The sequence below is a fragment of the Demequina activiva genome, from assembly GCF_016862815.1.
Lineage (GTDB): Bacteria > Actinomycetota > Actinomycetes > Actinomycetales > Demequinaceae > Demequina > Demequina activiva.
In genome coordinates this window covers 1-14,229 of sequence record NZ_BONR01000004.1, presented here as the reverse complement: position 1 = coordinate 14,229, position 14,229 = coordinate 1, and the positions used below count along the sequence as shown (strand labels likewise).

Here is a 14,229-nt window from a genome sequence, read left to right as displayed (position 1 = left end):
CATGACGGACATCCAGCAGATCGTCGTCGTGGGCGGCGGCATGGTCGCACACCGCTTCGCCGAGGCCATGCGCGATCGTGACGCCGAGGGCCGCTACGCGGTCACGGTGCTCGCGGAGGAGCCGCGCGCTCCGTACGATCGCGTGGCGCTCACCAGCTACTTCACCGGCCGCGATCCGGAGGACCTCGCGCTCGGTGACCCCGCGCTGTGGGAGGACCCGCGCGTGCGGCTCGAGCGAGACGCCCGAGTGGAGGGCATCGACCGCGAGGCTCGCACGGTGACGGACAAGCACGGTCGCACCTACCCGTACGACCACCTGGTGCTCGCGACCGGCTCCTACGCCTGGAGTCCGCCCATGGAGGGCGCGGAGCTGCCCGGGGTGTTCGTGTATCGCACCATCGACGACGTGGCGGCGCTGCGCATCTACGTGGAGCAGCGAGCCAAGGAGCTGCGCAGGCCCGTGCGCGGCGCCGTGATCGGCGGCGGCCTGCTGGGCCTCGAGGCCGCCGGGGCGCTGCAGGAGCTCGGTGCCACCAGCACCGTGATCCAGTTCGCCGACCGGCTGATGAACCTCCAGGTCGACGAGGGTGGCGGGCAGGCGCTCAGCCGGCTCATCGAGAACCTGGGCGTTACGGTGCGCTGCAGCACCGCCACCAAGGCCATCAAGCCGGACAAGGCCGGCCGCGCGGGCCGTCTGACGTTCGCGGACGGCGGCGAGCAGCTGGTGGACGTGGTGGTGTTCGCGACCGGCGTGCGCCCGCGTGACGAGCTGGGCCGCTCCGCAGGGCTGGGCATCGGCGAGCGCGGCGGCGTCGTGGTCGACGACACCTGCCTGACGGAGGACCCCGCCATCAGCGCGATCGGCGAGGTCGCCTGCATCCAGGGCGCGTGCATCGGCCTCATCGCGCCGGGCAACACCATGGCCGAGATCGCCGTGGACCGGCTGCTGGGCGGGCAGTCGACGTTCCCGGGTGCGGACACCTCCGCCAAGCTCAAGCTGCTGGGCGTGGACGTCGCGTCCTTCGGCGACGCCTTCGCGACCACTCCCGGTGCGCTGGAGCTCACCTATGCGGACCCGGTCGCGGGCGTCTACAAGAAGCTGGTGGTCACGGACGACGCCCGCACGCTGCTGGGCGGCATCCTCGTGGGGGACGCCAGCGCGTACGCGTCGCTGCGACCGCTCGTGGGGTCCGAGCTCGGCGGCGACCCTGCGGGCTGGCTGCTGCCCGAGGGCTCCGTCGAAGGACCCAACATCGAGCTGCCGGATGCCGCCGGCGTGTGCTCGTGCAACAACGTCAGCGCGGGCGCGATCCGCGGAGCCGTCACCGAGCACGGCTGCACCGATCTGGCGGGCGTGAAGGCGTGCACCAAGGCCGGCACCTCCTGCGGCTCCTGCCTGCCGCTGGTCAAGAAGATCGTGGGGGACGAGCTCGAGAAGTCCGGCATCGAGATCTCGAACGCGCTGTGCGAGCACTTCGGCATGTCGCGCGCCCAGCTGTTCAGCGCGATCCAGGTCTCCGCGCTGCGCACCTTCTCCGAGATCATCGAGCGGTTCGGCACCGGCCGCGGCTGCGACCTGTGCAAGCCCGCCATCGGGTCCATCCTCGCGAGCCTGTACAACGAGCACGTGCTGGCGCAGGACCGCGCCGCGCTGCAGGACACGAACGACCGAGTGATGGCCAACATGCAGAAGGACGGCACCTACTCGGTGGTGCCGCGCGTGCCGGGCGGCGAGATCCTGCCGGAGCACCTCATCCTCATCGGCCAGATCGCGCAGGACTACGGGCTCTACACCAAGATCACGGGCGGCCAGCGCATCGACATGTTCGGCGCGCGCCTGGACCAGCTGCCCGGCATCTGGAAGCGGCTGGTGGACGCGGGCATGGAATCGGGCCATGCGTACGGCAAGTCGCTGCGCACGGTGAAGAGCTGCGTGGGATCCGACTGGTGCCGCTACGGCGTGCAGGACTCGGTAGGCATGGCCATCGCGCTCGAGCTGCGGTACCGAGGCCTGCGCAGCCCTCACAAGATCAAGCTCGGAGTGTCCGGCTGCGCCCGCGAGTGCGCGGAGGCGCGCGGCAAGGACGTGGGAGTGATCGCCACCGACAACGGCTGGAACGTGTACGTGGGCGGCAACGGCGGCTTCACGCCCAGGCACGCTCAGCTGCTGGTCGAGGACGTGGACGATGCCACGGTGTTCCAGGTGATCGACCGCTACCTCATGTACTACATCCGCACCGCGGACCGGTTGCAGCGCACCGCCCCGTGGCAGGAGGAGCACGAGGGCGGCCTCGAGGCCATCCGGCAGGTCATTATGGAGGACTCGCTGGGCATCTGCGCGGACCTCGACGAGCACATGGCGCGCCACATCGACACCTACGAGGACGAATGGGCCGCGGTGCTGAACGACCCGGAGCGTCTCAAGCAGTTCACCAGCTTCGTCAACGCCCCCGACCAGCCGGATCCGTCGCTCGCGTACGTGGAGCAGCGCGGCCAGCGCCGCCCGGCCACGCCTGCCGAACGCGCCTCCGGCGCCGTGCTGATCGCCCCGTCCACCCTGGAGGTCCGCTCATGACCACCGCCGCATCGGCCGTCACCACCCAGTACCTGTGCGACTACGACCGCCTCACCCCGGAGCTGGGCGTGGCGGCACTGGTGGGCGATGTCCAGGTCGCGATCTTCCGTCTCGCGGACGGCTCCATCCACGCCGTGCAGAACCTGTGCCCGTTCTCCGGTGCGTACGTGCTGTCGCGCGGGATCACCGGCTCGCGTGGCGACGTGCCCACCATCGCCTCGCCCCTGTACAAGCAGGTCTTCTCGCTTCTCACCGGCGAGTGCCTGGCGACCATGGACAAGGCGCCGAGGCCCGGGATGTCGCCCGACTTGGCCGTGTACCCCCTCACCCTCGACAATGGCCAGGTGTTCATCGACCTGGCAGGTACTGAATGACGGCACTCTTCGGGCTGGAGCTTCACGGGCGCGCCGTCGTGGTCGCGGGGGGCGGTGCGGTCGCGTCGCGCCGCGTACGCCGGTTCGTGTCCGAGGGTGCGCAGGTGACGGTGGTCGCGCCCGAGCTCTCGGCGGACCTCGAGCGGCATGCCGCGCACGGCGACATCGCCGTCGAGAGACGCGGGATCGTCGCCGCGGACCTCGACGACGCATGGTTCGTGCTCGCGGCGACCGACGACGCCACCCTGAACGACGCCATCGCGCAGTGGGCTCACGAGCGCCGCGTGTGGTGCATCGACGCCTCGGATGCGTCCAAGGGGTCGGCGCGCCAGGCCGCTACCTCCAAGCACGGCGACCTGGCGGTGGGCGTCATCTCGCTCGACACCCCTGATCCCGGCCGCATCAGGGCCGTGCGGGACGCCGTGGCGGCGCACCTGGACGCCGGCGAGGTGGATCTGCGGCGGCGCCGCCCTGGTGCCGGCCGCGTCATCCTCGTCGGATCCGGCCCTGGCGATCCCGGCCTCATCACCGTCCGCGGTCGCCAGGCGCTGGCGGAGGCCGACGTGGTGGTCACCGACCGGCTGGGCGCCACCGAGCTGCTCGTCACGGTGCCCTACGACGTCGAGGTGGTGAACGTGGGCAAGAGCCCCGACAATCACCCGGTGCCGCAGCACGAGATCAACGCGATCCTGGTGGACCGCGCGCGGGCAGGCAAGACGGTGGTGCGGCTCAAGGGCGGCGATCCCTACGTGTTCGGGCGTGGCGGCGAGGAGGTGCACGCCTGCATCGAGGCGGGGATCGACGTCGAGGTGGTGCCGGGCATCACCTCCGCGCTCGCGGTGCCCGCGCGCGCAGGCATCCCGGTGACGCAGCGCGGCGTGTCCACGTCGCTGCTGGTGACGACGGGTCACGCGGGTGCCGATCAGGCGACGATCGCCGCGATGGCCGCCGGCGCGACCGTGGTGATCCTCATGGGTGTGAGCGCTCTGCCGGACATCGTCGACGCTGCTCTCGACGCGGGCTGCGCCGTCGACACGCCCATCGCGATCGTCGAGAACGGGACCACGGCGCGCGAGCGCGTCACGCGGGGGACGTTCGAGGACATTGTTCGTATCTGCAGCGAAACAGGGGTGAAACCTCCTGCCATTATCGTCGTCGGTGAGGTCGCCAGGCCAGGACTGCTCGCCGGAGCGCTGGCCGCGACGCCGGATCCGGCAGGGGAGGCCAGGACGTGAGCCATGTGGGGGAGCCGCTCGCCGGATGCGTCATGGTGATCACGGCAGACCGCCGCAAGCGCGAGCTCGCAGCCGCCCTCGAGCGCCGTGGCGCTGAGGTGAGGTTCGCTCCCGCGCTGTCGACCGTCTCGCACCTGGACGACGCGCAGCTGATCGCGGACACCCGTGCTCTCATCGAGCAGCCGCCGGACATCGTGGTCGCCACCACGGGAATCGGGTTTCGCGGCTGGGTCGAGGCCGCGGACGCCGCCGGCCTTGCCGAGGAGCTGCTCGCGGTGATGTCCCGCGCGCGGCTGATCGCCCGTGGACCCAAGGCCCGCGGCGCTATCCAGCAGAACGGCCTCGAGGCGGACTGGGTCGCGGAGACCGAGACCGCCGCGGAGCTGCGCGACTTCCTGCTGGCGGAGGGCGTGGAGGGGCTGCGCATCGCGGTGCAGCATCACGGCAACGGCTCCGACGGCCTGGACGAGGCGTTCGTTGCCGCAGGCGCGACGGTGCAGTCGCTCGTGATCTATGGCTGGGGGCCGCCGCTGGACCCCGAGCCGCACCGCGAATGGATCGACCTCGCCGCGTCGGGCGCGGTCGACGCCGTGCTGTTCACGTCTGCTCCCGGTGCGGAGGCCTGGATCTCGGGAGTGCGTGAGGCCGGCGTCTTCGACGCGGTCCGCGCACGGGCCGCCGCGGGCGACCTGGTCCTCGCGTCCGTGGGTCCGATCACCGCATCCCCGCTCGAGGATGCGGGGCTGGTCACGTCGTATCCCGACCGCTGGAGGCTCGGGGCGCTCGTGCGCGAGCTGGTGAAGCACTACAGCGAGAACTCCGCGTCGATCTGCACCCCGGACGGCCAGCTCGTGATGCGGGCCGGAGCGGCGGTGCTGGACGGCCGGGTGCTGCCACTGACCCCCACCGGTCTCGAGCTGCTGCGCGCGCTCGCGAAGGCCGGCGGCAACGTGCTCACGCGTGAGCAGCTGGGGGAGATCCTGCCCGGTGCGCAGACCGGGCCTCACGCCGTGGAGGCCGCCATCAATCGTCTGCGCGAGAACTCAGGGTCCCGTTCGTTGGTCAGGACCGTCGTCAAGCGCGGCTATGCGCTCGCGGTGACCGCGTCATGAGCGCGATCCTCATCGGGTGCGCCCACGGCACCCGCGCCGATGCGGGCCAGCAGACCATCCGCGACCTCCTTGACGAGCTGCGCACCGCGATGGACATCGAGGTCCGCGAGGCCTACGTCGACGTGCAGGAGCCCAAGATCGATGCGGTGATCGGCGACATCGCGACGCGGCCCGAGGGTGTGGCGGCGGTGGTGGTGCCCATCCTCCTGGCGGGCGGGTACCACGTGTACGTGGACATCGCGGAGGCGGTGGAGGGGCGCACGGACGTGCGGTCTGCGCCGGCGCTGGGCCCGGATCCTCGTCTGCTGCAGATCGTGCTCGAACGCCTCGACCGCGAGGGTGTGCCGCACGATGCGACGGTGGTGCTCGCCGCTGCGGGCTCCTCCGATCCTCGGTCGCAGGCGGACACGGAGCTGGCAGCGGACATGCTGCGCGAGCACTGGAACGGTCCGGTGCGCATCGGCTTCGCCGCCGGCCCCTCACCCTCGGTCGCGGACGCGGTGGCATCCGCCCGCGAGTTCGGCGAGGATGGCGTGGTGGCCGTCGCGTCCTACCTCCTCGCCCCCGGACTGTTCCAGCAGCGCCTGCACGAGGCCGGCGCTGACTACGTGACGGGCCCGTTGGCGCCGCATCCCACGCTGCTGGAGATCATCTCGGATCGCTTCCATGACGCCCTCGAGCCCTGAGTCGCGCGCACCTGACCCGTTCGTGCGCCAGCGCGCCCTCACGGGATTCGGAGCGGCTGGTCAACGCGCGCTCTCCGGCGCCTCGGTGGTGCTCGTGGGGGTGGGCGGACTGGGCTGCCCGGCGGCCCAGTACCTCGCTGCGGCGGGCGTGGGCAGGCTGACTCTGATCGACTCCGATCACGTGTCCGTGACCAACCTGCATCGGCAGATCCTCTTCGGGCCGGACGCGGTGGGCAGGCCCAAGGTGCACGCCGCCGTGGGCGCGCTCCGGCTGATCGCGCCCGGCGTCGACGTGCGGCCGATGCTGCGCCGCGTGGACGAGCACAACGCTCGCGAGCTGCTGGCGGGCCACGACGTGATCGTGGACGGCACGGACACCTTCGCCGCTCGCCACGTGATCGCCGATGCCGCGGCGGAGCTGGACATCCCCGTCGCCTGGGGCGCGGTGAGCGGCTGGCACGGGCAGGTCACCGTCTTCACCCGCGAGTCTCGCATGCGCGCGCTGTTCCCGGAGCAGCCCGGCGAGGACCTTGACTCCTGCGAGGGGGGCGCCGTGCTGGGCACGCTGTGCGGCCAGGTGGGCGCCGCGCTCGCCACCGAGGCGCTCAAGATCGTCTCGGGCACGGGCAGCACGCTCGCCGGGACGCTCGCCGTCGTCGACGCGCGCACCGGGAGGTGGCGTGAGATCGCTCTCGCCCCCGTCCGCGAGCGGGAGGACGGCCGCGCACGTGCGTGAGGTCGACGCGCACGTCGCTGAGGCGACGGCGCTGGTCTCGACTCTTGCGCCCGTGACGCTGCCGCTGCGGGAGGCGTTCGGCACGGTCGCGGCGAGCGACCAGGAAGCACAGGTGCCCAGCCCGCCCTTCGACAACTCTGCGATGGACGGCTACGCCGTGCGCGCTGCCGAGGTGGTCGGCGCCACCGCGGCTCACCCGGTGCGCCTGCCAGTGGCCGGAGAGAGCGCGGCGGGCGCCGCGCCGGCGACCTTGCCGCCCGCATCGGCCTGGCGGATCATGACCGGGGCACCTGTGCCGGTGGGCGCGGACGCGATCGTGCCCGTCGAGCACACGGACGGCGCCCTCGACACGGTGAGCGTGCTCGCGGCGAGCGAGTCCGGGCGCCACGTGCGTCGTGCAGGCGAGGATGCGTTGCCGGGCGACGTGGTCCTGTCGCGCGGTGAGGTCCTCACCGCGACCAGGATCGCCGCGCTCGCGGCCGTGGGAGTGGCGCAGGTCCCCACGGTGAGCGCGCCGCGCGTCGCCGTGCTCGCGACCGGCGACGAGCTCGTGGATGCCGGCGCGCGGTTGGGTCCGGGACAGATTCATGACTCGAACGCCGTGCTGCTTGAGGGGCTGGTGCGCGAGGCCGGTGCGGTGCCCGTGCTCCTCGAGCGCGTGGGCGACCGGCCTGAGCAGCTGCTCGAGCGCCTGAGCGGCGTGGACGCGGACCTGATCGTCACCACCGGCGGAGTCTCGGTGGGCGCGTATGACGTGGTGAAGGCGGCGCTGGCGGATCGCGGCGTCGAGTTCTCGGCAGTCGCGATGCAGCCGGGCAAGCCGCAGGGCCTAGGCCGCTTCGAGGGCACGCCCATCGCGTGCCTGCCCGGCAATCCTGTCAGCGTGCTCGTGAGCTTCGCGGTGATCGTGGCGCCCATGATCCGCCGCCTGCGCGGCCTCGATACGGCCGATGCAGGGGAGACGGCCGTCGCCGCGTCAGGCTGGCGCACGCCCCAGGGCCGCCGCCAGTTCATGCCCGTGCGGTTCGTGTCGCGTGGCACCGTGGCGCCTGCCACCGCGGGCGGCTCGGGCTCGCACCTGATCGCAAGCCTCGCCCGCGCCCAGGCGCTCGCGGACGTGGCCGCTGGCGTCGACCAGGTGGAGCCGGGCGCTACGGTGAGGATCGTGAGGTGGGACGGATGAGCGAGTTCACGCACCTGGATGGCGCGGGCCACGCGCGCATGGTCGATGTGACGCACAAGCAGCCCACGGTGCGTACGGCGACGGCCGAGGCGTTCGTGGCGTGTGCCCCGGAGGTGATCGCGGCGCTGCGCGACGGGTCGGTGCCCAAGGGCGACGTGCTGGCCGTGGCCCGTATCGCGGGCATCGCCGCCGCCAAGCGCACGCCCGAGCTGCTGCCGCTCGCGCACGTGATCGGGGTCCACGGCGTGAGCGTCGACGCGAGCGTCGAGGACGAGGGCGTGCGCATCGTTGCCCGCGCGTCGACCGCGGACCGGACCGGAGTCGAGATGGAGGCGCTCACGGCGGCATCCGTCGCGGCGCTCAACGTCGTCGACATGGTCAAGGGCATCGACAAGGCCACGTCGATTCGCGAGGTGCGGCTGCTGTCGAAAGAGGGTGGAAAGTCCGGCACCTGGACGCGCCCATGATCGTCGATGCGATCATCCTCACGGGCGGCGAGGGGTCGAGGCTGGGCGGGGTCGACAAGGCGGCGCTGACCATCGGCGACTCGACCTTGCTGGACCGTGCCCTGGAGGCGACGGCCGGATGCCGCGACGTGGTGGTCGTGGGGCCGCGAGACGAACGGCGGCAAGAGGTGCTGTGGACTCGCGAGGATCCGCCCGGCGGGGGACCGGTGGCCGGCTTGGCAGCCGGCGTCGCGGCCCTGCCCGATGACGCGGACCTGGTGCTCGTGCTCGCGTGCGACATGCCGCGGGCCGCGTCCGTGGCGCCCGCGCTGATGGCGAAGGCGGTGAACGGCCTGACGGTGGCTGACGGCGCGTGGGGCGTCGACTCCTCCGGCCGGTTCCAACCCCTGCTGGCCGTGTACGGGCGCGTCGCCCTCCAGCGTGCCCTCGGGTGCGTCGGCGATCCTCATGGCGCATCGATGCGCGTCCTCACGTCCGCACTGCGGATGACAGAGGTTCCCGTGGGTGAGGCCGCGCGAGACGCGGACACCTGGGACGATGTGAGGGTGCTGCGAGAGGAGTCGACATGAGCACCACCACTCAGCTCGAGGCGTGGGTCGAGGCCCTCGCCGGCGAGCTCGGCATCGACACGGCGACCGTGGACGTGGAGGCGCTGCTCGACGTCGCACGCGACGCCGCCCACGCTGTGGCACGCCCGGCGGCGCCCCTGACCACCTTCCTCATCGGCTACGCGGTGGCCGTAGGGGACGTGAGCGCGGAGGAGGCTTCGGCCACGGCGAGCGAGCTCGCCCGCACCTGGGTCGAGGAGATGCCTGGATGACGGCGACCGTGCGGCTGTTCGCCGCCGCCGCGGAGGCCGCTGGAACCGAGTCCACCGAGGTGGACGCCGCCACCGTCGGCGACCTGCGTGCGCTGCTGGCGGATCGCCACGGCGAGGGCCTGGAGCGCGTGCTGCGTCAGTGCGCAGTCGTCGTGGGTGGCCGCCGGGTGGACGATGATCATGTGCTCGACGGCCAGCTGGTGGACGTGCTGCCTCCCTTCGCGGGCGGATGACGTGCGTGCGTGCCGCCCGGCCGCAGCGCCTCGAGCTCTCGGGCTCCGTCTCTGGAGCGTGCGGGGGCAGCGCTGACGCGATCAGCGTGGCCTCGACGTCCTTCCCCGCCCTTGAGCTTCGGGATGCCGTGCGGCGACTCGAGGAGGAGGGCTGGACGCTCGTGCGCAAGGACGCGCACAAGGCGACCGTGTCTCGTGATGGCGACGAGGCACGTCTCGCGATCGGCATCGACCCGTGAGTGGTGGCGGTCGGTGATGCCGGGCGCTCATGCGGCGTAGGCGACCGGCGGAGCGGTGACGCGCCAGCCCACGTCTGCGCCCACAGCCAGCCCTGCCGCCTGATGCGGCGCCACGTCCGCCGCGAGCGTGGCGCCGGTCACGCGCACCAGGTCCCCGCGCGGCTCGAGCAGCCGCACCGTGTCGGTGAGGTCTGCCCGCTGGCCCGCGGTGGCGATGCGCACCTCGAGAGGACTGATGGCGACGAGCGCGCTCGCGCCCCGAGCCACCTCGCTGGTATTCGCCGGCAGGCGCGCGCCGTCGGGCGTGACGAGCGCGCCGTCCTGCGCCTCGCCGCGCAGCAGGATCCGTCCTGCCATCGCGGCGGCGAACTCCGTGCGCGGCCGTGTCAGCACGGTTGCGGTGGAGCCCGCCTCCACCACGGCGCCGCCGGCCAGCACCGCCACCTGCGACGCCAGCAGATGAGCGTCGAGCACCTCGTGGGTGGCGATCACGGTGGTGATCGACCGGGTCTGCTCCGCCACCAGCGCGCGCAACTGCTGCGCCGCCTCGACGTCGACGCCGGCGAACGGCTCGTCGAGCATGAGGGCGTCGGGTTGCGCCGCGAGCGCCCGCACGATCGCCACGCGGCGGGCCTGCCCCGCGGACAGTGTGGTCGGGCGGCGGTCCGCCAGCCCCAGCAGGTCCGCGCGCGCGAGCCACGACCGTGCCTCCTCGCGTGCGTGACCGCGCGACAGCCCCCGCGCCCGCAGTCCGTAGGCGATGTTGTCGATCACGGGCAGCGCGGGGAACAGGTCCGCGCGCTGCGTCACCAGGCCGATGCGTCGTTCGCGCGGATGCCGCCACTGCGCTGGCATGTCTCGGTCGAGCGCGTGCAGAGTGCGCTCGTCCAGCCGCGCATGTCCCCGCTGCGGTCGCAGGGTCCCGGCGATGGCGGCCAGCACCGTTGACTTCCCGGAGCCATTGGGTCCGAGCAGCGCGAGCGTCTCGCCGTGCGGGACGGTCAGCGCCGCGTCGACGCCGCGCTCGTCAACGCTGATGCGGGCGTCGAGGCTCACGGCGCCCTCCTGGCCAGCGGACGGTAGGCGAGCGCCACCACGGTGACCGCGAGGGCCACCAGCATCACGGCGAGCGCGACGGCGGCGTCCGCGTCGCTCTCGCGCTGGAGGTAGATCTCGAGAGGCAGCGTGCGCGTCACGCCGGGCAGCGAGCCCGCGAACGTGAGCGTGGCGCCGAACTCGCCGAGCGCCCGCGCGAACACCAGGACGGTGCCGGTGATGAGGGCTGGGCGCAGCGCGGGCAGGGTCACGTGCCGCAGCGTGGTGGTGCGGCTCGCGCCCAGCGTCGCGGACAGCGACTCGTGATGACCGGTGAGGGCGCCTACCGACGACTCGACCGCCAGCACCATGAAGGGCAGCGCGACGAAGGTCTGAGCGACCACCACTGCGGCGGTCGAGAAGGCGATCTCGATGCCGAGCGCGTGCAGGCTCTCGCCCAGGAGCCCGCGGCGCCCGAAGGCGTACAGGAGCGCGAGGCCCCCCACGACGGGCGGGAGCACGAGCGGAGCCAGGATCAGCGCTCGCACGGTGGGCTGCAGGCGTGAGCGCCACTGCGCCAGCGCGTAGCCCAGCGGCACCCCGAGCAGCACGCACAGGATGGTGGCGGCGGCGGCGGTTCGCAGGCTGAGCGAAAGCGCGTCCAGCGCAGCAGGGGAGCTCAGCAGCTGGGGGGCGCGCGACCAGTCCAGGCGCAGCAGCGTCGCGAGCAGCGGAACAGCGATGAGCGCGGCCCCCACGAGCGCGAGCGGGAGCATCCAGCGTGGCATCGCGCCCGTCACGGAGCACCGAACCCTGCGTCCGCGAGCAGTGCCCGCCCGTGCGGCCCGGTGACGTAGTCGACGAACGCCCCAGCGAGCGCGCTGTCCTCCGCGCGCGCCGTCGTGGCGATGGGGTAGCGGCTGATCACGGCGTGCGCGCCGTCGATGTCGACGGCCGCGACCGCTGGCTCACGCAGGACATCCGTCGCGTACACGACCCCGGCATCGGCCTGGCCCGTCGCGACCTTGCCCAGCACATCCGTCACGGAGCCCTCCTGTGACGCGGGACGCAGCGTGAGGCCTGCGGACTGCGCGAGAGTGAGCGTCGCCGCCCCGCAGGGCACCTGCGGGGCGCAGATCACGCTCACCACGCTCCCGTCGGCGAGGTCGTCGAGGCCCGCGATGCCGGCGGGGTTGCCACGAGGCACCGCGATCGTGAGCGTGTTGGTCGCGAACACGACAGGCTCGCCTGAGATCTCGGGTGCGGCGACGCGCATCTGAGCCTCGTCCGCGGACGCGAAGACGTCCGCCGGGGCGCCCTCGAGGATCTGCGCTGCAAGGCTCGACGAGCCGCCGTGCACGACTGTCACCTCGACGTCCGGGTGTGCGGCCTCGAAGCCGGCCTCGAGCTCCCCGAACGGCTCCGTGAGCGATGCCGCCGCGTAGACCGTGAGCTCGTGGCGCGCATCGGCGCTCGCGCATCCGGTGAGCCCCACGGCCACGGCCGCCGCCGCGACGGCGGCTGCCGCACGGCTCACGTGGTCTCCCGCGCACGCTCCACGATCACCGTGGTCGCCTTGACCACGGCGGTGGCGACCGTGCCGGGCTCGAGGCGCAGGTCGCGCACCGCCTCGGTGCTCATGAGCGACACCACCCGGTGCGGTCCGCATTGCAGCTCGACCTGGCTCATCACGGCGTCTGACGTCACGGTCGTGACGAGGCCCACGAACTGATTGCGCGCCGAGCGTGCGACGCCGGAGCCATCCGTGGCGGCGTGAGAGCGCTGCTGCGCGAAGCGCGCGACGTCCTCGCCGCTCACGAGCGCGCGACCCGCCGCGTCGGGGACGGTGGCGATGGACTCGGCATCGATCCAGCGGCGGACGGTGTCGTCTGACACCCCCACCAGACTCGCAGCCTCGGAGATTCGCAGATGCGGCATAGAAGTCATTTTAGCGCCGCATCTGCGGAGTCGTCGCTGTCAACCTCCGATGGCGCTCATCGGCCTGTCCGGCTGCAGGAAGCTCGGATCGTCGATGTCATGGCCCGGCTGCTTGAGCTGGAGACACGCGGCGACCGCGTCGGCGAGCGCGGCGTCATCGGCGCCCCCGCGCATCAGGGCGCGCAGGTCGGACTCCTGACGCGCGAACAGGCACGCTCGCAGCTGGCCGTCGGCCGTCAGGCGCACACGGTCGCACGTCCCGCAGAACGGCCGGGTGACGGACGCGATCACGCCCACCGACGCATCCGTGCCCTCGATGTCCCACACCTGCGCAGGGGCGGCGCCGCGGTCGCCTCGTTCGGTGAGGGTCCAGTGCTCGGTCAGCTGCGCGAGGATCTCCTCGCCTGTCACCATCTCCTGTCGATCCCACGTGTGGCCCGCGTCCAGAGGCATCTGCTCGATGAAGCGCATCTGGTAGCCGTGGTCCACGCAGAACTGCGTGAGGTCGACGATCTCGTCGTCGTTGACCCCGCGCATCGCGACGGCGTTGATCTTGATGGGGGACAGTCCCGCGGCGTCGGCGGCGGCGATGCCTGCGAGCGTCTCGACCAGCTTGTCGCGACGCGTCAGCTCGTGGAAGCGCGCGCGATCCAGGGTGTCGAGCGAGATGTTGACGCGCTCGAGCCCCGCGTCGCGCAACTGCGAGGCGAGTGCCGGCAGCCGCAGCGCGTTCGTGGTCAGCGACAGCTCAGGTCGTCCTCCCGGCCCCTCGAGACTCGCGAGGCGGGCGACCACGTCGACCACGTCCGCGCGCAGCAGCGGCTCGCCACCCGTCAGCCGGATCTCGTCGACGCCCATCTCGACCGCGACGCGGGCGATGCGCACCATCTCGTCCGTCGAGAGCATGGTCTCGCGCTGCAGCCACGGCACGCCCTCCGCCGGCATGCAGTACGTGCAGCGCAACGAGCAGCGGTCCGTGAGCGAGATGCGCAGGTCGCGATGCTCGCGTCCGAACCTGTCCGTCAGCCCCGGGTGGCGGGTCGCGCTCATGACACTCCCACCCAGGTGTGCGAACCGTCGGCGAGCACCTCGCGCTTCCAGATGGGCACCTCCGCCTTGACCCGCTCCACCACGGCGCGGCACGCCTCGAAGGCCTCGGCTCGATGCGGCGCCGCGGCGGCGGCGATGATCGCGGCGTCGCCCACGGAGAGCAGGCCGATCCTGTGCGTCACCGCGACCGTCACGTCTCCCTCGGCGACCTCGGCCGCGATCCGCGCGAGAGTCGCCTCGGCATCCGGGTGCGCCGAGTACTCGAGGTGCGTGACCGCGCCCTCCACCGAGGGATCGTGGTCGCGCACCTGACCGATGAACGTCGCGACCGCGCCGTCGCGTGCGCTGGTCACGGCGTCGATGTGCGCGTCCGCGCTCAAGGGCTGCGCGTCGATGCGCGCGATGGCGACCGCCATCAGTGGTCCGCTCCATCGACCTGGGCGACCAGGTGAGGCAGCAGCGGCAGCAGCACGTCCATCGCATCGCGCGCACCGGACTCCGATCCCGGCAGGTTGATGATCACGGCGGGCGCAGCGCCCGCCGTGA

At 72.4% G+C, this 14,229-nt stretch carries 18 protein-coding genes; 12 read left to right on the top strand and 6 right to left on the bottom strand.

The window, feature by feature from the left end; all coding sequences use genetic code 11:
* The first annotated feature begins 1 nt into the window (after window position 1).
* From nirB to Dac01nite_RS09070, 12 genes are read left to right on the top strand one after another with little or no spacing between them, the layout of a single operon-like run.
* Window positions 2-2,575: a nitrite reductase large subunit NirB gene (gene nirB / locus Dac01nite_RS09125; RefSeq protein ID WP_203656196.1), complete on the top strand. Its 2,574-nt coding sequence runs from the start codon at window positions 2-4 to the stop codon at window positions 2,573-2,575.
* Complete coding sequence (nirD, locus tag Dac01nite_RS09120; protein ID WP_203656194.1) at window positions 2,572-2,949, top strand: nitrite reductase small subunit NirD; 378 nt, start codon at window positions 2,572-2,574, stop codon at window positions 2,947-2,949. The genes nirB and nirD overlap by 4 nt, the downstream gene beginning before the upstream one ends.
* On the top strand, window positions 2,946-4,184 hold the full coding sequence (cobA, locus tag Dac01nite_RS09115) for a uroporphyrinogen-III C-methyltransferase (protein WP_203656192.1): 1,239 nt from the start codon (window positions 2,946-2,948) through the stop codon (window positions 4,182-4,184). The genes nirD and cobA overlap by 4 nt, the downstream gene beginning before the upstream one ends.
* Window positions 4,181-5,296, top strand: a complete 1,116-nt coding sequence (locus Dac01nite_RS09110) for a uroporphyrinogen-III synthase (protein ID WP_275404543.1) — start codon at window positions 4,181-4,183, stop codon at window positions 5,294-5,296. Before cobA ends, Dac01nite_RS09110 begins: the two co-directional genes overlap by 4 nt.
* Entirely contained in the window at window positions 5,293-5,982 is a 690-nt protein-coding gene (locus Dac01nite_RS09105; RefSeq protein ID WP_203656190.1) for a sirohydrochlorin chelatase, read from the top strand. Before Dac01nite_RS09110 ends, Dac01nite_RS09105 begins: the two co-directional genes overlap by 4 nt.
* Window positions 5,963-6,718, top strand: coding sequence for a HesA/MoeB/ThiF family protein (locus Dac01nite_RS09100; RefSeq protein ID WP_203656188.1), 756 nt, complete (start codon window positions 5,963-5,965; stop codon window positions 6,716-6,718). Before Dac01nite_RS09105 ends, Dac01nite_RS09100 begins: the two co-directional genes overlap by 20 nt.
* Complete coding sequence (locus Dac01nite_RS09095) at window positions 6,711-7,901, top strand: molybdopterin molybdotransferase MoeA (RefSeq protein ID WP_203656186.1); 1,191 nt, start codon at window positions 6,711-6,713, stop codon at window positions 7,899-7,901. The genes Dac01nite_RS09100 and Dac01nite_RS09095 overlap by 8 nt, the downstream gene beginning before the upstream one ends.
* Entirely contained in the window at window positions 7,898-8,368 is a 471-nt protein-coding gene (gene moaC, locus Dac01nite_RS09090) for a cyclic pyranopterin monophosphate synthase MoaC (RefSeq protein ID WP_203656184.1), read from the top strand. Before Dac01nite_RS09095 ends, moaC begins: the two co-directional genes overlap by 4 nt.
* Complete coding sequence (mobA, locus tag Dac01nite_RS09085; RefSeq protein ID WP_203656182.1) at window positions 8,365-8,937, top strand: molybdenum cofactor guanylyltransferase; 573 nt, start codon at window positions 8,365-8,367, stop codon at window positions 8,935-8,937. Before moaC ends, mobA begins: the two co-directional genes overlap by 4 nt.
* A complete protein-coding gene (locus Dac01nite_RS09080; RefSeq protein WP_203656181.1) occupies window positions 8,934-9,188 on the top strand; it encodes a DUF6457 domain-containing protein in 255 nt (84 codons plus the stop codon). The genes mobA and Dac01nite_RS09080 overlap by 4 nt, the downstream gene beginning before the upstream one ends.
* A complete protein-coding gene (locus Dac01nite_RS09075; RefSeq protein WP_203656180.1) occupies window positions 9,185-9,421 on the top strand; it encodes a MoaD/ThiS family protein in 237 nt (78 codons plus the stop codon). Before Dac01nite_RS09080 ends, Dac01nite_RS09075 begins: the two co-directional genes overlap by 4 nt.
* 5 nt (window positions 9,422-9,426) lie before the next feature.
* A complete protein-coding gene (locus tag Dac01nite_RS09070) occupies window positions 9,427-9,660 on the top strand; it encodes a hypothetical protein (protein ID WP_203656175.1) in 234 nt (77 codons plus the stop codon).
* A 27-nt stretch (window positions 9,661-9,687) separates the two neighbouring features.
* On the opposite strand, the gene Dac01nite_RS09065 is transcribed toward Dac01nite_RS09070, so the two are convergent.
* The 6 genes from Dac01nite_RS09065 to Dac01nite_RS09040 are packed head-to-tail and all read right to left on the bottom strand — an operon-like array spanning window position 9,688 to window position 14,099.
* Entirely contained in the window at window positions 9,688-10,716 is a 1,029-nt protein-coding gene (locus Dac01nite_RS09065) for a sulfate/molybdate ABC transporter ATP-binding protein (protein ID WP_203656174.1), read from the bottom strand.
* Window positions 10,713-11,483, bottom strand: coding sequence for an ABC transporter permease (locus tag Dac01nite_RS09060; RefSeq protein ID WP_203656171.1), 771 nt, complete (start codon window positions 11,481-11,483; stop codon window positions 10,713-10,715). Before Dac01nite_RS09060 ends, Dac01nite_RS09065 begins: the two co-directional genes overlap by 4 nt.
* A gap of 8 nt (window positions 11,484-11,491) precedes the next feature.
* Complete coding sequence (modA, locus tag Dac01nite_RS09055) at window positions 11,492-12,232, bottom strand: molybdate ABC transporter substrate-binding protein (protein ID WP_239066599.1); 741 nt, start codon at window positions 12,230-12,232, stop codon at window positions 11,492-11,494.
* Window positions 12,229-12,633, bottom strand: a complete 405-nt coding sequence (locus Dac01nite_RS09050) for a TOBE domain-containing protein (protein ID WP_239066598.1) — start codon at window positions 12,631-12,633, stop codon at window positions 12,229-12,231. Before Dac01nite_RS09050 ends, modA begins: the two co-directional genes overlap by 4 nt.
* A 39-nt stretch (window positions 12,634-12,672) precedes the next feature.
* Window positions 12,673-13,683 carry a GTP 3',8-cyclase MoaA gene (gene moaA / locus Dac01nite_RS09045; protein WP_203656168.1) on the bottom strand — a complete coding sequence of 337 codons (1,011 nt, stop codon included), beginning with the start codon at window positions 13,681-13,683 and terminating at the stop codon, window positions 12,673-12,675.
* Window positions 13,680-14,099 (bottom strand): molybdenum cofactor biosynthesis protein MoaE, encoded by a 420-nt coding sequence (locus Dac01nite_RS09040; protein ID WP_203656167.1) that lies wholly within the window; start codon window positions 14,097-14,099, stop codon window positions 13,680-13,682. Before Dac01nite_RS09040 ends, moaA begins: the two co-directional genes overlap by 4 nt.
* Window positions 14,100-14,229 lie beyond the last annotated feature (130 nt).